Here is a 16991-nt window from a genome sequence, read left to right as displayed (position 1 = left end):
GCCCTTCCACATGGTTCAACCGCAGCCCCGGCGCAAACGCGCCCGGTAGGTCCATTTATTCTTTGACAGCATCGGTGAGACAGCGCCTGGGGGGATTCTCAGGTAGCAAGTCCGTCTCCCCAGAAAGGATTCGAGCCAGATGACGGTACTCGACTCGATTCTCGACGGGGTCCGCGCGGATGTGGCCGCTCGGGAAGCCCTGGTGGACTTCCAGGCGGTCAAGGCGACCGCCGCGGCGGCGCCCGCGCCGCTGGACGCCCGCGCGGCGCTGCTCGAGGACGGCATCGGCGTGATCGCCGAGGTCAAGCGAGCAAGTCCGTCCAAGGGCGAGCTGGCGGACATCCCGGACCCGGCGAGTTTGGCCAAGGCCTACGAGGACGGTGGCGCGCGGATCATCAGCGTGCTCACCGAGGGCCGCCGCTTCAACGGGTCGCTCGACGACCTCGACGCGGTCCGCGCCACGGTGAGCATCCCGATCCTGCGCAAGGACTTCGTCGTCGGCCCGTACCAGATCCACGAGGCGCGCGCGCACGGCGCGGACGTCATCCTGCTGATCGTCGCGGCGCTGGAACAGGACGTGCTGTCCTCCCTGATCGACCGCACCGAGTCGCTGGGCATGACCGCGCTGGTCGAGGTGCACACCGAGGAGGAGGCCGACCGCGCGCTGGAGGCGGGCGCGTCGGTGATCGGCGTGAACGCCCGCAACCTCAAGACGCTCGAGGTCGACCGCGACGTGTTCGCGCGGATCGCGCCCGGATTGCCCACCGAGGTCATCCGGATCGCCGAGTCCGGCATCCGCGGCACCGCCGACCTGCTGGCCTACGCGGGCGCGGGCGCGGACGCCGTCCTCGTCGGCGAGGGCCTGGTGACCAGTGGCGACCCCCGCGCGGCGGTCTCCGAGCTGGTGACTGCGGGCACCCACCCGTCGTGCCCGAAGCCCGCACGGCGGGGCCGGTGACCGGCGTGGCGGCGGTACCTCAGGCCAGCGACGGCATCGCTCAGCGCAGCGGTCACGAGCCCGACGTGGGCGGGCACTTCGGCGTCTACGGTGGCAGGCACGTGCCGGAGGCGTTGATGGCCGTCATCGAGGAGGTCACTGCCGAGTACGAGAAGTCCCGGATCGACGACTCCTTCCTCAACGAGCTCGACCGGCTGCAGCGCGACTACACCGGCCGCCCGTCGCCGGTGTTCGAGTGCAAGCGGCTGGCCGAGCACGCGGGCGGCGCGCGCATCCTGCTCAAGCGCGAAGACCTGAACCACACCGGCTCGCACAAGATCAACAATGTGCTCGGCCAGGCCCTGCTCGCCAAGCGAATGGGCAAGACCAGGGTGATCGCGGAGACCGGCGCCGGCCAGCACGGTGTCGCCACCGCGACGGCCTGCGCGTTGCTCGGCTTGGACTGCGTCGTCTACATGGGCGCGGTCGACACCGCGCGCCAGGCCCTCAACGTGGCCAGGATGCGCCTGCTCGGCGCCGAGGTGATCTCGGTGACCTCCGGTTCGCAGACGCTCAAGGACGCCATCAACGAGGCACTGCGCGACTGGGTGACCAACGCCGACAACACCTATTACTGCTTCGGCACCGCCGCGGGCCCGCATCCGTTCCCGATGCTGGTGCGCGATTTCCAGCGCATCATCGGCTTGGAGGCCCGCGTCCAGGTGCAGGCCTCCACCGGCAGGCTGCCCGACGCGGTCGTCGCCTGCGTCGGCGGCGGATCCAACGCCATCGGCATCTTCCACGCGTTCCTCGATGACCCCGACGTCCGGCTGATCGGTTACGAAGCGGCCGGTGACGGCGTCGACACCGGCAGGCGCGCGGCCACGTTCACCGGCGGAACACCGGGGGCGTTCCAGGGGGCCTACTCGTACCTGTTGCAGGACGAGGACGGCCAGACCATCGAGTCGCATTCGATCTCGGCGGGCCTGGACTACCCGGGCGTCGGTCCCGAGCACGCCTACCTCAAGGACATCGGCCGCGCCGAATACCGTCCGATCACCGACACCGAAGCGATGGACGCCTTGCTGCTGCTCAGCCGCGCCGAGGGCATCATCCCCGCGATCGAGTCGGCGCACGCGGTGGCAGGCGCTCTGCAACTGGGCAAGGAACTCGGTCCTGGCGCGATCATTCTGGTGAACCTCTCGGGGCGGGGCGACAAGGACATGGACACGGCAGCGCGGTGGTTCGGGCTGTTCGACGAGTCGAAGGAGGAGGCCCGATGAGCCAGCAGTCCCGCTTGGCGAACACCTTCGCCGCCTGCCGCGCCGATGGTCGCGCCGCGCTGATCGGCTACCTGCCCGCGGGCTACCCCGACCTGGCCGGTTCGATCGAGGTCGTGCGTGCGATGGTCGAAGCCGGGTGCGACATCGTCGAGGTCGGCGTCGCCTACTCCGATCCCGTGATGGACGGCCCGACCATTCAGGCGGCCGCCGAGCAGGCACTGCGCGGCGGCGTGCGAGTGCGCGACGTGTTCTCGGTGGTCGAGGCGGTCACCGGCGCCGGCGGCGAGGCCGTGGTGATGACCTACTGGAATCCCGTGCTCCAGTACGGCGTGGATCGGTTCGCGCGGGATCTGGCCGCCGCGGGCGGCGCCGGCATCATCACCCCGAACCTGATCCCGGAGGAGGCGGACGACTGGTTCGTCGCCTCGTCCACGCACAACCTGGACCGCATCTTCCTGGTCGCGCCGTCGTCCACCGAGGAACGCCTGGTGAAGACGCTCGAGGCCAGCCGCGGTTTCGTCTACGCGGCCTCGACCATGGGCGTGACCGGAGCGCGGGACGCGGTGTCATCGGCAGCGCCGGCGCTGTGCGCGCGGATCCGCGCCCACTCCGACATCCCGATCGGCGTCGGCCTCGGCGTCCGCTCGGGCGAGCAGGCCGCCGAGATCGCGTCCTACGCCGACGGCGTCATCGTCGGCTCGGCGCTGGTGACCGCGGTGGACCGGGGGCTGGACGCCGTGCGGGCACTCACCACGGAACTCGCCGAGGGCGTGCGGTCGGCGACCGTCGCGTCCTAACGGGCGCGGTCGGACGTAGTCCGTCCTCAGTCCGCGCATGGCCGCAGCGAAGGCGGAGGTACGCCTAACGGGCGCAGCCGGACGTAGTCCGTCCTCAGTCCGCGCATGGCCGCAGCGGAGGCTACACCTAGCCGGCCGGTCGGCGGTGTCGAGCGCCGCGCGGACCTCCGAATCTCCTCGGCCCGAGCGGTGGTCCGCGGCGGATCTCTTTCCGGCGGGCGCGGGCGGATCGTCACCCGGTCCGGGATAGCCGATCGGGCTCAGCACGGGCGTGCTCGGTGCCGCGCAGGCAAGCCCTGACCTGTGCGGGTGGTGCGGTGGTGGCGAGGCCGTCGGGCATCTCCGCTACGGTGGCCCCGTGACGTTACGAGTCCTCGCAGACAGTGTCCTGGCCGACGGCGGCGTCAGCGGCGCCGTGCTGGCCTACATCCCCAGCCCCGCGCGCGGCGTCTGGCAGCTCGGTCCGTTCCCGCTGCGGGCGTACGCCCTGTGCATCATCCTCGGCATCATCGTGGCGATCTGGTGGGGCGAACGGCGCTGGCGCGCCCGCGGCGGCCAGCCCGGCGCGATCCTGGACGTCGCGATGTTCGCCGTGCCGTTCGGCCTGGTGGGCGGCCGGCTCTACCACGTGGCCACCGACTGGCAGAAATACTTCGGCGCGGACGGGCATCCGATCGACGCGCTGAAGATCTACCAAGGCGGGCTCGGCATCTGGGGTGCGGTGCTGCTGGGGGGCATCGGGGCGTGGATCGGCTGCCGGGTGTACCGGATCCCGTTGCCCGCCCTGGGTGACGCGGTCGCACCGCCGATCCTGCTGGCGCAGGCCATCGGCAGGCTCGGCAACTATTTCAACCAAGAGCTCTACGGGCGCGAGACCGATCTGCCGTGGGGCCTGGAGATCTACCGGCGGGTGGGCGACGGCGGACAGCTCGACATGATGAACGGCGCCTCCACCGGCGTGGTCGAAAAGATCGTGCACCCCACCTTCCTGTACGAGCTGCTGTGGAACCTGCTCGTCGTCGTGCTGCTGGTGTTGGTGGACAAGCGTTTCCGGATCGGCCACGGACGCTTGTTCGCGCTCTACGTCGCCGGATACTGCTTCGGACGGTTCTTCGTCGAACTGATGCGCGCCGACGAGGCGACGAAGATCGCGGGCATCCGGATCAACTCGTTCACCTCGGCCCTGGTGTTCCTGGCCGCGATCGCCTACTTCGTGTTCGCCACCAAGGGACGTGAGACGCCCGAGCAGTTGCAGCCGGGTGCGAGCCCCCGGCCGTGGCCGTGGCAGCTCCGCGCGCTGCGCGCCGCCGCAGCGGCGCCGACCGAGCAGGTTTCGGGCGCGGTCGACAAGACCGGGTCCGCCGGCGACACATCCGAGACCTCCGCTACCGAGCCGAGCGGGCGTTCCGGGGACTCCGAAAACGGTTCGAACGACGCGGATTCGGACAAAGCCGCGTCGGACAAGGGCTGATCCCGGCGCGGGTCGGGACCCGCCCGCGCCGGCGTGTTCGGTCGCGGGCGGTGGTCGATTCTCCTGTGCGGCAACGGTCGGGTGACCCATCGCGATAACTACGGGGAGGGCCGAATGCTCCTGGGGCGACAACCCGGTCGTTCCCGGTGACAATGACTCGTGATCGTCACGAGCCGCGGTTCGGCGATCCAGCGAGGCCGGGGGCCGACAAGAGGGTGCCCGCACTAATGAGGAGGACATAGGTGACCGACCCTTATCAGCAGAATCCGGGCGCCGGGGGCCCGCAGTACGGCCCGCCCGGAACCGGCCCTGACCTGAGCAAGCCGCTGGATGAGCAGAGCCCGCCGCAGTACAGCCCGCCGCCGGACCCCTACAACCAGCAGCCGCAGTACGGCCAGCCCGTCGGCGGCTACGGCCAGCAGCCGGGCGGCTACCCGCCCGCGCCGTACCCGGTCGGCCCCCAGGGCTACAACCCGAACGACCCGGAGGCGCCCTGGGGCCGCGATCCGTTCGGTGTTCCGCTGTCGGACAAGCAGAAGCTGGTCGCGGGCCTGCTGCAGATCTTCCTCGGCAGTTTCGGCGTCGGCCGCTTCTACCTCGGATACACCGGCTTGGGCATCGCCCAGCTGGTGGTCACGATCGTGACCTGTGGTCTCGGCAGCATCTGGGGTCTTATCGACGGCATCTTGATGCTGGTCGGCAAGGTTCCCGATGCGCAAGGCCGTCCGCTGCGCGACTGACCGCCGCGGTATCGACAGCCCGAGAGGCGGGAAATGCCGCCTCTCGGGTATTCGGCCTCGACATCGGCGGGTACGCCGGCCGCAGTGGTGCACGCCACTATCCTGAGCATCGCCACGGGGCAATGGGCGGCGGCGCAGGCGCTCGGCATGTCGTACCCGCCCGTCGCCACCCACCTTCGACTTCGTCGCGCTCTACGGGTCGCGGCGCCGTACTACGGGTGACCTGCCTGATCCCCGGATTCGGGCAGACCCGGCCGGGAATCCGGTCGGGCCCGCCATGCCGCATGCGGAATGTCCGTTTGTACGTATTACGGAACAGTCGTTCATTTTTTTCACCAAGGATTCACAGTGGCCACGGCGGGACCTGTGCACCGAGCGGGACTAGGCTCTACCCGTGATGCGACGGACGAAGATTGTGTGCACGCTCGGACCGGCCACTGCCACCGAGGACCGTATCCGCGAACTCGTCGAGAGCGGCATGGACGTGGCTCGGCTGAACTTCAGCCACGGCGAGCACGCCGACCATGCCGAGAACTACAAGAAGGTGCGTCAGGCCTCCGACCACCTCGGCCGGGCGGTCGGCATTCTCGCCGACCTGCAGGGTCCCAAGATCCGCCTGGGCCGCTTCCTGGAAGGCAAGACCGTCTGGGCGACGGGTGAAGAGGTCCGCATCACCGTCGACGACATCGACGGGACGCACGACCGCGTGTCCACCACCTACAAGGAACTCGCGCAGGACGCCAAGCCCGGCGATCGCCTGCTGGTCGACGACGGCAAGGTCGGCCTCATCGTCACCCGCGTCGACGGCAACGACGTGGTCTGCCGGGTCACCGAGGGCGGGCCGGTCTCCAACAACAAGGGCGTGTCGCTGCCGGGCATGGACGTGTCGGTCCCCGCGCTCTCGGAGAAGGACATCGAGGACTTGGAGTTCGCGCTGAAGCTCGGCGTGGATTTCATCGCCTTGTCGTTCGTGCGGTCCCCGTCGGACGTCGAGTTGGTCCACGACGTGATGGACCGGGCGGGCCGCCGGGTGCCGGTGATCGGCAAGCTGGAGAAGCCGGAGGCGATCGACAACCTGGAGGCCGTCGTCCTGGCCTTCGACGCGGTGATGGTCGCGCGCGGTGACCTCGGCGTCGAGTTGCCGCTCGAGCAGGTGCCGATCGTGCAGAAGCGCGCCATCCAGATGGCCCGTGAGAACGCCAAGCCGGTCATCGTCGCCACGCAGATGCTGGAATCGATGATCGACAACTCCCGCCCCACCCGCGCCGAGGCCTCCGACGTGGCGAACGCGGTGCTCGACGGTGCCGACGCGGTGATGCTGTCGGGCGAGACCTCGGTGGGCAAGTACCCGATCGAGACGGTGCGCACGATGGCGCGCATCGTGCACGCGGTGGAGACCGAGTCGACCCGGGTGCCGCCGCTGACCCACGTGCCGCGTACCAAGCGCGGCGTGATCTCCTACGCCGCCCGCGACATCGGCGAGCGGCTCAACGCCAAGGCGCTGGTGGCGTTCACCCAGTCGGGTGATACGGTGCGCCGCCTGGCCCGCCTGCACACTCCGCTGCCGCTGCTGGCGTTCACCCCGCTGCCGGAGGTCCGTAGCCAGCTGGCGCTGACCTGGGGCACCGAGACCTTCATCGTGCCTACCGTGAGCAGCACCGACGCGATGATCCACCAGGTGGATGTAGCACTTCTGTCGATGGACCGATACCAGAAGGGGGACCTGGTGGTCATCGTGGCCGGGTCGCCACCCGGTACCGTCGGGTCCACCAACCTGATCCACGTTCACCGAATCGGTGAGGAGGACCACTAGTGAGTGCTTCCCTGAGCAGCTTCGTGGACGTCGCGGAGCCCGCGCAGCGTTCCGACCTGGAGGTGCTGCTCGGCCTGCTCGAGCTCGAGCAGATGGATGAGGACGTGTTCGTCGGCCACCACCCGGAGAAGGTGTGGAGCCGTACCTTCGGTGGTCAGCTCGTCTCGCAGGCCATCATCGCGGCGGGCCGGACGGTCGGCGACCGTCCGGTGCACGCGGTGAACGCGCATTTCGTGCGCGGCGGCGACGTGAAGAAGCCGATCGAGTACCGGGTGGATCGGCAGCGCGACGGCCGGGCGTTCGCCAACCGCACGGTCACCGCCAGCCAGGACGGCCAGGAACTGTTCGTCATGCTCGCCGCGTTCCAGGACTGGGGCAGCGGGCTCGAGCATGCGCACGCCCAGCCGGAGGTGCCGGACCCGGAGACCCTGCCGCGGGTGGAGGAGAGCTTCGAAGGCTTGGAAGACAAGCTGGAGATGTTCGTCAAGGCACCCCATCCGATCGATATGCGCTACACCAACGATCCGGCCTGGATTCTCAAGGGCACGGGGGAGCGGCTCAACCACAACCGGGTGTGGATGCGCGCGGACGGCAGGCTGCCCGACGATCCGCTGATCCATGTGGCGACGCTGGGCTATTCGTCCGACACCACGGTGCTGGACTCGATTATCACCACCCACGGGCTGTCGTGGGGTCTGGATCGCATCGTCGCGGCCACGGTCAACCACTCGATCTGGTTCCACCGCCCGTTCCGTTTCGACGAGTGGGCGCTGTACTGCACCGAATCGCCGGTGGCGGCAGGCTCCCGTGGCCTGGCGACCGGTCGCTTCTATTCCCGCACCGGCGATCTGCTGGCCACGACCGTGCAAGAGGGACTCATCCGCCACTTCCCCGCGCGGCGCTGAGGTCTACAGCAGTTCGAGATCGCGATCGATGTCGAGATCGACGTCGGTGCGTTGTGATGCGCGGATCGAGACCGGGATGTCCGCTCTCGGCTCGGTCCGCGCCAGCCCCGAGATTCGGTGCAGCAGTTGCCGTTCCAACGCGGCCATGTGGTCGTCGGTCAACTGGTCGGGTGCGCCGACCAAACTGAGCGCGATCTCGTAGGTGCTGCGGTGGTCGCAGCCGCCGCCGGACGGATCCGTGGGGCAGCGGCTCTCCAGAGCCGCGTGGGCCGGGTCGTCGGCGTCGACCGGCAGGGTGAAGCGCCAAGCGAACACGTCCCGGTCGAGGAGGTGGTCGTCGACCACCTCGCGCACGGTGTCGACGACGCGTTCGAGAGTTTCCGGTGTCACATAAACATGGAGCGAAACATCCGAAATGCGTTTCGGCATGTCGATTCCTGTCCTGTGTCGAACCAGCAACGGGCGGAGAGTGTTGTCCGGCGGGAGTTTAGTGCGTCCGATGCGGAAATGAACACAGCCCGTTGATAACAGGTTCGACACGCGACGGCGCCGAGTGCGCTATCGCGTGTGGTTTTCTCCGGCGGTCACCGGGTGCGTTGGGCGGCGAGGAATGTCGCCAGGGGCGCCGGTCCGCCACCGGGGCGGATGACCAGTCCGCGGCGTTCGTCGTGCGGCCAGCGCGGCTGTTCGTGCGGGGCGAGCGCCAGCAGCAGCGGTACCAGTGCCTCGGCGATGCGGTCGCCGACTTCGCAGAACGCCTGGGCGGACAGCCCGACCGGGTCGGCGATGTTCTCCCGGCCGACCAGCGACAGATCGTTGCGCGCCCGGTGCAATTCGGCGACCGTCCGTGCGCCGGTGACGTGCGCGATGCGGTGGGCCTCCAGCAGCGTGAAGGTGCGCGCTCCGGCGCCGAAGGCCAGGTCGACCACCTGGTCACGGATCGGCTCGGTCATCGTGAGGACCAGGTCGGCCTTGTCGACCATCTCCGGCTTCAGGCGACGCGCCCGGAAGTCGCTCGCGTCGGCGCCCAGCCCGGTGATGGTCTGCGCGGCGAGCGGCTCGACGGGAAATCCCACCAGCGCACGGGTTCCCGCGCTTTCGGCGGTGAGGTAAGGGAGATCGTGTTCGACCGCGAGGGCGCGCGTGAGCCGCTCGGCGATCACCGAACGGCAAACGTTGCCGTTGCAGACGAACAGGACGTGCATGCCGATAACAATAAACGGCGCGGAAGCTATCAGAAGGTTCTGAGGCATTAGTCCCACAGGTGGGAACAACATATTCATCTGCTCGTTGTGCGCCGTACACGAAGTGCGCCGTTTCGGGCCTGTGGCCTGCGACGTGCGTCACTTCGTGGAGTGGTGCTGTTCGATTGTCCTCATGGCTGTACCCCGGCGCGCACGCATTCAAACGCTGCACCTGTGATTGGCCCGTGATATGACGGCGCGCGCAGACTACTCGGATTCGCCGCTGTAGTAACCGTTTTCGCTCACCACGGGTTCCACCTCGGCCGGCCTGCCCTGGACGCGACCGCGGGTGGAGAACCGCTGACCACGGGAGGCGACCACGGGTGCGAACCGCGCGAGTCCCGTCGCGGGGTCCATGTCGTCGTACATGGCGTCGATGCCGCCACGGGCGAAGTAGGCCTCGTGCCAGAAGCCGGTGCCGCCCGAGTCGCGCAGGAACTTGCGCCACCATTCCCGATGCGGCGTCGTCCGGGTCCAGGCTTCGAGGCTGTCGAGGTCGCGCCAGTACTGCCGTGCCCCCCAGTGCGGCGGGAACAGTGCCCACACGAGGTCCTCGTGCAGCAGCAACCCCTCCGGACGATCCTTGTGCGAGCGATAGAGTTTCGGCCCCAGTCCGAGCAGTCGCAGCATCCCCCGTGGCCGCCGCACCCGCATGCCGATATAGATGACCACCAGATCCGGATACTCGGACAGATCCACGGTGGTCCTGTTCACTCGCATCGCATTCCTCCGCTACCCGGACGCCGAATGCCGCCCGATGGAACAACGATCCGACACGTGATTCGGTTCGGCGAAGACGGAACGTCGGTGATCCGAGATCGCCCCCGCCGTCGAGTTCCGCCGCCGATTGCCGGCACGTGGTCCCCTGCCACAGCCACCCTCTGCCAGCCTGTCGCGAGCGACGATTTAGTCGGCGGCGCCCCGAATCGGAGGATGCCCACCTGACGTAACCACGCACATTGGGGGGTCGAGGGGCGAATCCCCGCCGAGCGGGGCTGGGGTTGCAACTACAGAAGAAACGACGAGCGTCCCCCGCGAGCGGGGGACACCCGGGAGCGAGTGCCGAGTGTGGGACTCGAACCCACACGTCCTTTCGGACAACGGTTTTTGAGACCGTCGCGTCTGCCAGTTCCGCCAACTCGGCGCACCGGATGAAAACTATAGCGGGTCGGGTGGCGTGGACGGAAATGGGTTGGTCCGAGCGGTGCCAGGGCACGGTTTGCGCAGGGTATATGCGTTCTATGCAGAAGTGAAAGGTACTCTTTACATCACTCGACAGCCCGAGGGACGGCCTGCGCTCACCCCGTGCGAGCGCGGCTTTCCTTTGGTCGGGTCGGGTACAGGGCATCGGAACCAGAGGGGTCTACCTATGAGCACAGCAGCTGGGGGCGCCGGCACCAAGAAGGATGCCGGGGCGAAGCGGGTCGTCGTCGCCGAGGACGAGGCGCTCATTCGCATGGATCTGGTCGAGATGCTGACCGAAGAGGGCTATCAGGTGGTCGGTGAGGCGGGTGACGGCCAGCAGGCGGTGGACCTCGCCGTCGAGCACCGGCCCGATCTGGTGATCATGGACGTGAAGATGCCGCGCCGCGACGGCATCGATGCTGCCGCGGAGATCGCGTCGAAACGCGTTGCCCCGGTGGTCATCCTGACCGCGTTCAGCCAGCGCGATCTGGTGGAGCGGGCGCGTGACGCGGGTGCGATGGCCTACCTGGTGAAGCCGTTCACGAAATCGGATCTGGTGCCCGCCATCGAATTGGCGGCCAGCCGCTTCCATGAGATCACCGCGCTGGAGAGCGAGGTCGCGAATCTCGCCGAGCGACTCGAGACGCGCAAGCTCGTCGAGCGTGCCAAGGGTGTGCTGATGCAGACGCAGGGCCTTTCGGAGCCGCAGGCGTTCAAGTGGATTCAGCGCACCGCAATGGACCGTCGCACGACGATGAAGGCCGTCGCCGAGGTGGTGCTGGAGAACCTGACGCCGAAGTGACGGTGCACGTCGCGAAAGAATTTACGCGGACGAAACGTAGTCGTGAAGAAGAATTCGAAACGATGTCGCGCGCATGATCCGAATGTGATGCGGAACTAACGTACCGACGCTATGTTCTGACCGGGCTGATGTGAGTCGGCCTCCTCGGCGATCCCGGGGGAGCACAGAACTTAGATGAGGTGAAACGTGCTTAGTTCGACATGGCGCAGTCGCTCGACGCGAGCTGTTCTGGCCGTCGGCGCTGCCGCCGCGCTGGTGCTGACCGGTTGTAGCGACAAATCCACCAGCAGCGGTTCGGATTCCTCGGGTACCACTGGGGCGGGCGGCCTCTCCATCCAGCCGGTTCTGCAGGTCGACCAGCAGGGCAAGGAAGTGCCGAAGGCCGACGCGGCGACGGCGGCCGACCCCGCGGGCGACGGCAAGGCGACCTGCGCACCCGGCACGGCCATCGCGATGGCGGGTGCGCTGACCGGCCCCGACGCCGCGCTCGGCATCAATATCGTCAACGGCGTCAAGCTGGCCTTGGACAAGCACAACAAGGCCAACCCCGGGTGCAAGATCGAGCTGAAGCAGTTCGACACCGAGGGTGACCCGCAGAAGGCCACCCAGGTGATCCCGCAGATCGTCAACGACCGCTCGATCATCGGCCTGGTCGGTCCCGCCTTCTCCGGGGAGACGAAGGCGACCGGCAAGATTCTCAGCGACGCGGGGCTGGTCTCGGTCACCTCGTCGGCGACCAACGCGACGCTGACCCAGAACGGTTGGACCACCTTCTTCCGCGGTCTGGCCAACGACGACGTACAGGGTCCCTCGGTGGCGAAGTATCTGGTCAACAGCGCCGGCTACAAGAAGGTCTGCGTCATCCAGGACAACACCGACTACGGCACCGGCCTGGCGAAGTCCATCACCGATGGCCTGGGGGCCGCCGCCGACCCTGCGTGCGCGGCCAGCATCAAGAAGGGCGACAAGGATTTCTCCGCGACGGTCACCAAGGTGGCGGCCGCGAATCCGGACGCCATTTTCTACTCCGGCTACTACTCTGAGGCTGCGCCGCTGGCCCAGCAGTTGAAGTCCGGTGGCGTGAAGGCCGTGTTCGTCTCCGCGGACGGCACCAACGACCCGCAGTTCGTCGCCCAGGCGGGCAGCGCCGCCAAGGGCGCGAAGCTGTCCTGCCCGTGTGGCCCCGCCCCGGAGAAGTTCGCGACGGACTACAAGGCGCTCAACGGTCAGGCGCCGGGCGTCTACTCGGTGGAGGCCTACGACCTCACCACGATCCTGGCCAAGGGCATCGACAGCGGGAAGGTCACCCGCCCGGACCTGCTGGAATATGTGCGGACCTACGACGGTGCCGGCCTCGCGCGTCAGTACAAGTGGAATCCGAACGGTGAGCTGTCGAATGCGCTGATCTGGGTGTACGAGGTCAAGTAGTCCCGGATACCGGGCGCACGGCACGTACGGGGATTCCGCCGAATCCCCGTACGTGCTGTTGTTCGGTGGGCGAATGGATGAGGGCGACAATCAATGGAACAAACGGTATTGGCCGGTGGGATACAACTCGCGGCCGGTTCGATCGACTTCAACTACCAGGGTCTGATCGATAATTTCTGGCGGTTGACCGTCGACGGGGTGACCTACGGCGCCATCTATGCTTTGGTCGCCGTGGGCTACACCCTGGTCTACGGCGTATTGCGCCTGATCAATTTCGCCCACTCGGAAATTTTCATGCTCGGATTGTTCGGCCAGTTGATCGGATTGATGATCTTCGGATTCACGGCCGGCCCCGACGCCTACACTCAGGGCGTCGCGCTCACCGTCGTGTATCTGGGTTTGGCGATGGTCGTGGGCATGCTCGTATCCGGGGGTGCGGCAGTCGGATTGGAGCGGGTGGCCTATCGTCCGTTGCGCAAGCGCGGCGCCAAACCGCTGGCCTTCCTGATCACCGCGATCGGCATGTCGTTCGTCATCCAGGAACTGGTGCACTTCGTGCTGCCGAAGATCCGCCCCGATCTCGGCGGCACCAACGCGCAGCAGGCCATCCGGCTCGTCGAGCCCACCGTGCAGTTCAGTTTCGGCGGCGCGAACGTCACCAACATCATGCTGCTCATCGTGATCGCGGCCGTGGCGCTGGCGATCGTCACCGAAGTGCTGATCAACCGGACCAAGTTCGGGCGCGGTATCCGCGCGGTGGCGCAGGATCCCGACACCGCGACGCTGATGGGCGTTTCGCGGGAGCGGGTCATCATGCTGACCTTCCTCATCGGCGGCGTGCTCGCGGGCGCGGCGGCGATGCTGTACACGCTCAAGATCCCGAACGGGATCATCTACTCCGGCGGATTCATCCTCGGTATCAAGGCGTTCAGTGCCGCGGTACTCGGCGGTATCGGCAACCTGCGCGGCGCGCTGCTGGGCGGTCTGCTGCTCGGCGTGGTGGAGCAGTACGGCCAGATGCTGTTCGGCACCGAGTGGCGTGACGTGGTCGCGTTCGTGGTGCTCGTTCTGGTAGTGATGGTCCGCCCGACCGGCATCCTCGGCGAGAGTCTCGGAAGGGCGCGCGCATGACCGACACGACCAAGACGGCGTCCACGCCGGACACCGCCCGCCGCGGCCTCGGGGATGCGATCCGCACCTGGTGGGACGGCCTGAGCAGGCCCGCGCAGTGGGGCGTCGGCGTCCCGATCCTCCTTCTGCTCGCCTTGCTTCCACTGTTTCCGCCGCCGCTGCTGAATACCCCTTCCTACAACTTCGGCCTGGTGATGGCACAGGTCGCGATGTACGCTCTGCTGGCAATCGGACTCAATGTGGTGGTCGGGCAGGCGGGCCTGCTCGACCTGGGCTACGTCGGTTTCTACGCGGTCGGCGCCTACACCGTCGGGCTGCTCACCAGCCCGGACAGCCCGTGGAACCAGACCGGCGGCTGGCTCGATCCGAAGTGGGCCTGGCTGGCCTGCCTGCCGATCGCGGTCGCGGTGACCGCGGTGTCCGGTCTGATCCTCGGGTCGCCGACACTGCGCCTGCGCGGCGACTACCTGGCGATCGTGACGCTCGGCTTCGGTGAGATCGTCCGGTTGCTCGCGGAGAACCTCAGCGACATCACCAACGGCAGCCTCGGGCTGTCCGGTGTCGCATACCCGCACGTCGGCGCGTCCGCGAGCAAGCCGGAAGGCGTGTTCTCCGGCGGCAACAGCGGGAATCCGGACAGCGCCGACCTGCTCGACCGCGCCGGCTACGGCACCTACTGGTACTGGTTCGGCATGGCGCTGGTGGTCATCGTGCTGCTGGTGGTCGGCAACCTGGAGCGCAGCCGGGTCGGGCGCGCCTGGGTCGCCATCCGCGAGGACGAGGACGCGGCCGAGATCATGGGCGTGCCCACGTTCAAGTTCAAGCTGTGGGCGTTCATGATCGGCGCCGCGGTGGGCGGCATGTCCGGTGCGATCTACGCCGGGCAGGTGCAGTTCATCAATCCCACCGGGTTCAACATCATCAACTCGATGCTGTTCCTGTGCGCGGTGGTCATCGGCGGTCAGGGCAACAAACTGGGCGTGATCTTCGGCGCGTTCGTCATCGCCTATCTGCCCGCGCGGCTGCAGTCGGTGAACCTGGTGATCAACGAGTCCACCGGGTACATCCTGCTGGCGATCGATGTCGCGGTGTTCGTCGCGCTGATCGTCGCCTGGCGGCTGTGGGCCGGTCGGCTGGGCGGGTGGCCACGGCGCGGCATGATCACCGCGATGGTGGTGACCGGCGTGCTGGCGCTGCTGCTGCTCGGCAGCGTGCTGCTGTTCCGCAAGGGCGGCGCGCAATCGCTGGGCGACCTCAAATATCTGTACTTCGGTATCGCGTTGGTGGTGATGATGATTCTGCGTCCGCAGGGTCTGTTCCCGGTGCGGCAGAAACTGCTCACCTACGGCAGGCAGGTGTACCTGGCCGTGCGCAGACCGGCCGCGGCCGAGCCGATCGGAGCGGGCCGATGACCGGGCCGGGCGCGGGCGACGCGCTGTTCGACAACGAGGACATGGTCGCGGGCTACGCGGCCGAACCACCGGCGGAGTCCGCGGGCACCGTCGACGTCACCCAGGTGATCCCGGAACTCGCCGACGCCGAGACCGTCGCGGAAGTGGTCGCCCCGCGCCGCGGTATCGAGACCGCGGTGGGCGAGCCACTGCTGCGCACCGAGGGGCTCACGGTGACCTTCGGCGGCCTCACCGCCCTGGACCAGGTGAGCTTCGAGATCCGCCGCGGCGAGATCCTTGGTCTCATCGGACCCAACGGCGCGGGCAAGACCACCTGCTTCAACGCGATCACCGGCGTTTACCAGCCCGCCTCCGGGCTGGTGTACTTCGACGGCCAACCACTGACCAAGACCAAGCGCAACGCGATCACCCGGCTCGGCATCGCCCGCACGTTCCAGAACGTGCGCCTGTTCGGTGAGATGACCGCGCTGGAGAACGTCGTGGTCGGCACCGACGCACGGCACAAGACCTCGGTGCCCGGCGCGGTGTTCCGGACCCCGCGGCATCGGCGCGAGGAACGCGACGCCATCGAGCGCGGGATGGCGCTGCTGGAATTCGTCGGGATCGCCCCGCGCGCGGTGGAGAAGGCGCGCAATCTGTCCTACGGCGACCAGCGTCGCCTGGAGATCGCCCGCGCGCTGGCCACCGAGCCGAAGCTGCTGTGCCTGGACGAGCCCGCGGCCGGGTTCAATCCGAGCGAGAAATTCGCGCTCATGGACCTGATCCGCAAGATCCGCGACGACGGTTTCACCGTGCTGCTCATCGAGCACGATATGCGGCTGGTCATGGGCGTGACCGACCGGATCGTGGTGCTGGAGTTCGGTCGCAAGATCGCCGACGGCCTGCCCGCGGACATCCGGGCCGATCCCGCCGTGATCGCCGCGTATCTCGGCGTGCCGGATCCCGAAGCGATCGAAAACGTCAGCGCCGCAGGCGAAGCCGGCGAGCCCGGGAATGTCGCGCCGTCCGGGCCGGAGCCGGAGGCGGTCCCGCTCGGCAAAGCGGCGGTCACCGAGCCGGTGGCCGCCGCGACGGGTGAGCCCGCGACGGGCACGCCACTGCTCGAAGTCGAGGACATGGTCGTCAACTACGGCAGAATCCAAGCGCTGCACGGGATCTCGCTGACCGTCGCGGAGGGCGAACTGGTCACCCTGCTGGGCGCCAACGGCGCGGGGAAGACCACCACGATGCGCGCCATGTCGGGGTTGCTGCCGCTGACGCGGGGCCGGATCCTGTTCGAGGGCCGCGACATCACCCAGATGAAGGCGCACGAACGGGTGCTGCACGGGTTGATCCAAGCGCCCGAGGGCCGGGGCGTCTTCCCCGGCATGACGGTGCAGGAGAACCTCGACATGGGTTGCTACGGACGAGTTTTCCGGCAGAAGGCCGACTACGACCGGACGCTGGAGTGGGTGTTCGAGCTCTTTCCCCGATTGCTCGAGCGACGCAAGCAGGTCGGTGGCACGCTCTCCGGCGGTGAGCAGCAGATGCTGGCCATCGCCCGCGCGCTGATGGCGCGGCCACGGTTGCTGCTGCTCGACGAACCGTCGATGGGGTTGGCGCCCATGGTGATCCAGCAGATCTTCCGGATCATCGGCGAGATCAACCAGCAGGGCACCACGGTGCTGCTGGTCGAGCAGAACGCGCAGCAGGCGCTGGCCCGCAGCGACCGCGCCTACATCATGGAAACCGGTGAGGTCACCAAAACCGGCCGCGGCGCGGAATTACTCACCGATCCCGCGGTGAAATCGGCGTATCTCGGCATGGGCTAGGCGTACCTCCGCCTTCGCTCAGGCCATGCGCG

Annotated in this window: 16 protein-coding genes, 1 tRNA gene and 1 pseudogene; 14 read left to right on the top strand and 4 right to left on the bottom strand. The window is 67.8% G+C overall.

Features of this window, described 5'->3' with window-relative positions:
- Positions 1-139 precede the first annotated feature (139 nt).
- The 8 genes from trpC (at position 140) to ACT89H_RS13985 (ending at position 7946) form a co-directional block, all read left to right on the top strand.
- A complete protein-coding gene (gene trpC, locus ACT89H_RS14020) occupies positions 140-958 on the top strand; it encodes an indole-3-glycerol phosphate synthase TrpC (protein WP_445109022.1) in 819 nt (272 codons plus the stop codon).
- Positions 928-2220 carry a tryptophan synthase subunit beta gene (gene trpB, locus ACT89H_RS14015; RefSeq protein WP_445109021.1) on the top strand — a complete coding sequence of 431 codons (1293 nt, stop codon included), beginning with the start codon at positions 928-930 and terminating at the stop codon, positions 2218-2220. The genes trpC and trpB overlap by 31 nt, the downstream gene beginning before the upstream one ends.
- Positions 2217-3017, top strand: a complete 801-nt coding sequence (trpA, locus tag ACT89H_RS14010) for a tryptophan synthase subunit alpha (RefSeq protein WP_445109020.1) — start codon at positions 2217-2219, stop codon at positions 3015-3017. The genes trpB and trpA overlap by 4 nt, the downstream gene beginning before the upstream one ends.
- A 358-nt stretch (positions 3018-3375) precedes the next feature.
- Positions 3376-4488 (top strand): prolipoprotein diacylglyceryl transferase, encoded by a 1113-nt coding sequence (gene lgt / locus ACT89H_RS14005; protein ID WP_445109019.1) that lies wholly within the window; start codon positions 3376-3378, stop codon positions 4486-4488.
- A 242-nt stretch (positions 4489-4730) separates the two neighbouring features.
- Positions 4731-5228 (top strand): TM2 domain-containing protein, encoded by a 498-nt coding sequence (locus ACT89H_RS14000; RefSeq protein WP_445109018.1) that lies wholly within the window; start codon positions 4731-4733, stop codon positions 5226-5228.
- An 84-nt stretch (positions 5229-5312) separates the two neighbouring features.
- On the top strand, positions 5313-5450 hold the full coding sequence (locus ACT89H_RS13995) for a hypothetical protein (protein WP_445109017.1): 138 nt from the start codon (positions 5313-5315) through the stop codon (positions 5448-5450).
- Between the two features lie 172 nt (positions 5451-5622).
- Positions 5623-7041, top strand: coding sequence for a pyruvate kinase (gene pyk / locus ACT89H_RS13990; protein ID WP_445109016.1), 1419 nt, complete (start codon positions 5623-5625; stop codon positions 7039-7041).
- A 92-nt stretch (positions 7042-7133) separates the two neighbouring features.
- Positions 7134-7946, top strand: coding sequence for an acyl-CoA thioesterase (locus tag ACT89H_RS13985; RefSeq protein ID WP_445109326.1), 813 nt, complete (start codon positions 7134-7136; stop codon positions 7944-7946).
- Between the two features lie 3 nt (positions 7947-7949).
- Here ACT89H_RS13985 and ACT89H_RS13980 read toward each other — a convergent pair whose 3' ends face one another.
- The 4 genes from ACT89H_RS13980 to ACT89H_RS13965 form a co-directional block, all read right to left on the bottom strand.
- Positions 7950-8375 carry a hypothetical protein gene (locus tag ACT89H_RS13980; protein ID WP_445109015.1) on the bottom strand — a complete coding sequence of 142 codons (426 nt, stop codon included), beginning with the start codon at positions 8373-8375 and terminating at the stop codon, positions 7950-7952.
- Positions 8376-8530: 155 nt separating this feature from the next.
- Entirely contained in the window at positions 8531-9151 is a 621-nt protein-coding gene (locus tag ACT89H_RS13975; RefSeq protein WP_445109014.1) for an arsenate reductase/protein-tyrosine-phosphatase family protein, read from the bottom strand.
- 246 nt (positions 9152-9397) lie between these two features.
- Positions 9398-9910 (bottom strand): monooxygenase family protein, encoded by a 513-nt coding sequence (locus ACT89H_RS13970; protein WP_445109013.1) that lies wholly within the window; start codon positions 9908-9910, stop codon positions 9398-9400.
- A gap of 340 nt (positions 9911-10250) precedes the next feature.
- A tRNA-Leu gene (locus tag ACT89H_RS13965) sits at positions 10251-10334 on the bottom strand.
- A gap of 225 nt (positions 10335-10559) precedes the next feature.
- Between ACT89H_RS13965 and ACT89H_RS13960 the strand changes: the two genes are divergently transcribed.
- From ACT89H_RS13960 to ACT89H_RS13935, 6 genes and pseudogenes are all read left to right on the top strand, one after another.
- A complete protein-coding gene (locus ACT89H_RS13960) occupies positions 10560-11177 on the top strand; it encodes an ANTAR domain-containing response regulator (protein WP_039797267.1) in 618 nt (205 codons plus the stop codon).
- A gap of 186 nt (positions 11178-11363) precedes the next feature.
- Entirely contained in the window at positions 11364-12605 is a 1242-nt protein-coding gene (locus ACT89H_RS13955; RefSeq protein WP_445109012.1) for a branched-chain amino acid ABC transporter substrate-binding protein, read from the top strand.
- Positions 12606-12698: 93 nt separating this feature from the next.
- Complete coding sequence (locus tag ACT89H_RS13950; RefSeq protein ID WP_445109011.1) at positions 12699-13736, top strand: branched-chain amino acid ABC transporter permease; 1038 nt, start codon at positions 12699-12701, stop codon at positions 13734-13736.
- On the top strand, positions 13733-15148 hold the full coding sequence (locus tag ACT89H_RS13945; protein WP_445109010.1) for a branched-chain amino acid ABC transporter permease: 1416 nt from the start codon (positions 13733-13735) through the stop codon (positions 15146-15148). The genes ACT89H_RS13950 and ACT89H_RS13945 overlap by 4 nt, the downstream gene beginning before the upstream one ends.
- Positions 15145-16077: pseudogene (locus ACT89H_RS13940) on the top strand (ABC transporter ATP-binding protein); the annotation flags it as partial. The gene ACT89H_RS13945 and the pseudogene ACT89H_RS13940, both read left to right, overlap by 4 nt.
- 186 nt (positions 16078-16263) lie before the next feature.
- Positions 16264-16959, top strand: a complete 696-nt coding sequence (locus tag ACT89H_RS13935; protein ID WP_445109325.1) for an ABC transporter ATP-binding protein — start codon at positions 16264-16266, stop codon at positions 16957-16959.
- The last annotated feature ends 32 nt before the right edge of the window (positions 16960-16991 follow it).

This window comes from Nocardia aegles, assembly GCF_052545135.1.
Note: the sequence above shows the minus strand (reverse complement) of the source record. Positions and strands in the feature narration are given on the sequence as shown.

Excerpts from the sequence above, each read along its gene's own strand:
- ACT89H_RS13970 (WP_445109013.1), bottom strand. The coding sequence starts at position 9,910 with ATGCGAGTGAACAGGACCACCGTGGATCTGTCCGAGTATCCGGATCTG.
- trpC (WP_445109022.1), top strand. The coding sequence starts at position 140 with ATGACGGTACTCGACTCGATTCTCGACGGGGTCCGCGCGGATGTGGCC.
- ACT89H_RS13960 (WP_039797267.1), top strand. The coding sequence starts at position 10,560 with ATGAGCACAGCAGCTGGGGGCGCCGGCACCAAGAAGGATGCCGGGGCG.
- ACT89H_RS13950 (WP_445109011.1), top strand. The coding sequence starts at position 12,699 with ATGGAACAAACGGTATTGGCCGGTGGGATACAACTCGCGGCCGGTTCG.
- ACT89H_RS13935 (WP_445109325.1), top strand. The coding sequence starts at position 16,264 with ATGGTCGTCAACTACGGCAGAATCCAAGCGCTGCACGGGATCTCGCTG.
- ACT89H_RS13980 (WP_445109015.1), bottom strand. The coding sequence starts at position 8,375 with ATGCCGAAACGCATTTCGGATGTTTCGCTCCATGTTTATGTGACACCG.
- ACT89H_RS13945 (WP_445109010.1), top strand. The coding sequence starts at position 13,733 with ATGACCGACACGACCAAGACGGCGTCCACGCCGGACACCGCCCGCCGC.
- ACT89H_RS13975 (WP_445109014.1), bottom strand. The coding sequence starts at position 9,151 with ATGCACGTCCTGTTCGTCTGCAACGGCAACGTTTGCCGTTCGGTGATC.
- ACT89H_RS13985 (WP_445109326.1), top strand. The coding sequence starts at position 7,134 with ATGGATGAGGACGTGTTCGTCGGCCACCACCCGGAGAAGGTGTGGAGC.
- trpA (WP_445109020.1), top strand. The coding sequence starts at position 2,217 with ATGAGCCAGCAGTCCCGCTTGGCGAACACCTTCGCCGCCTGCCGCGCC.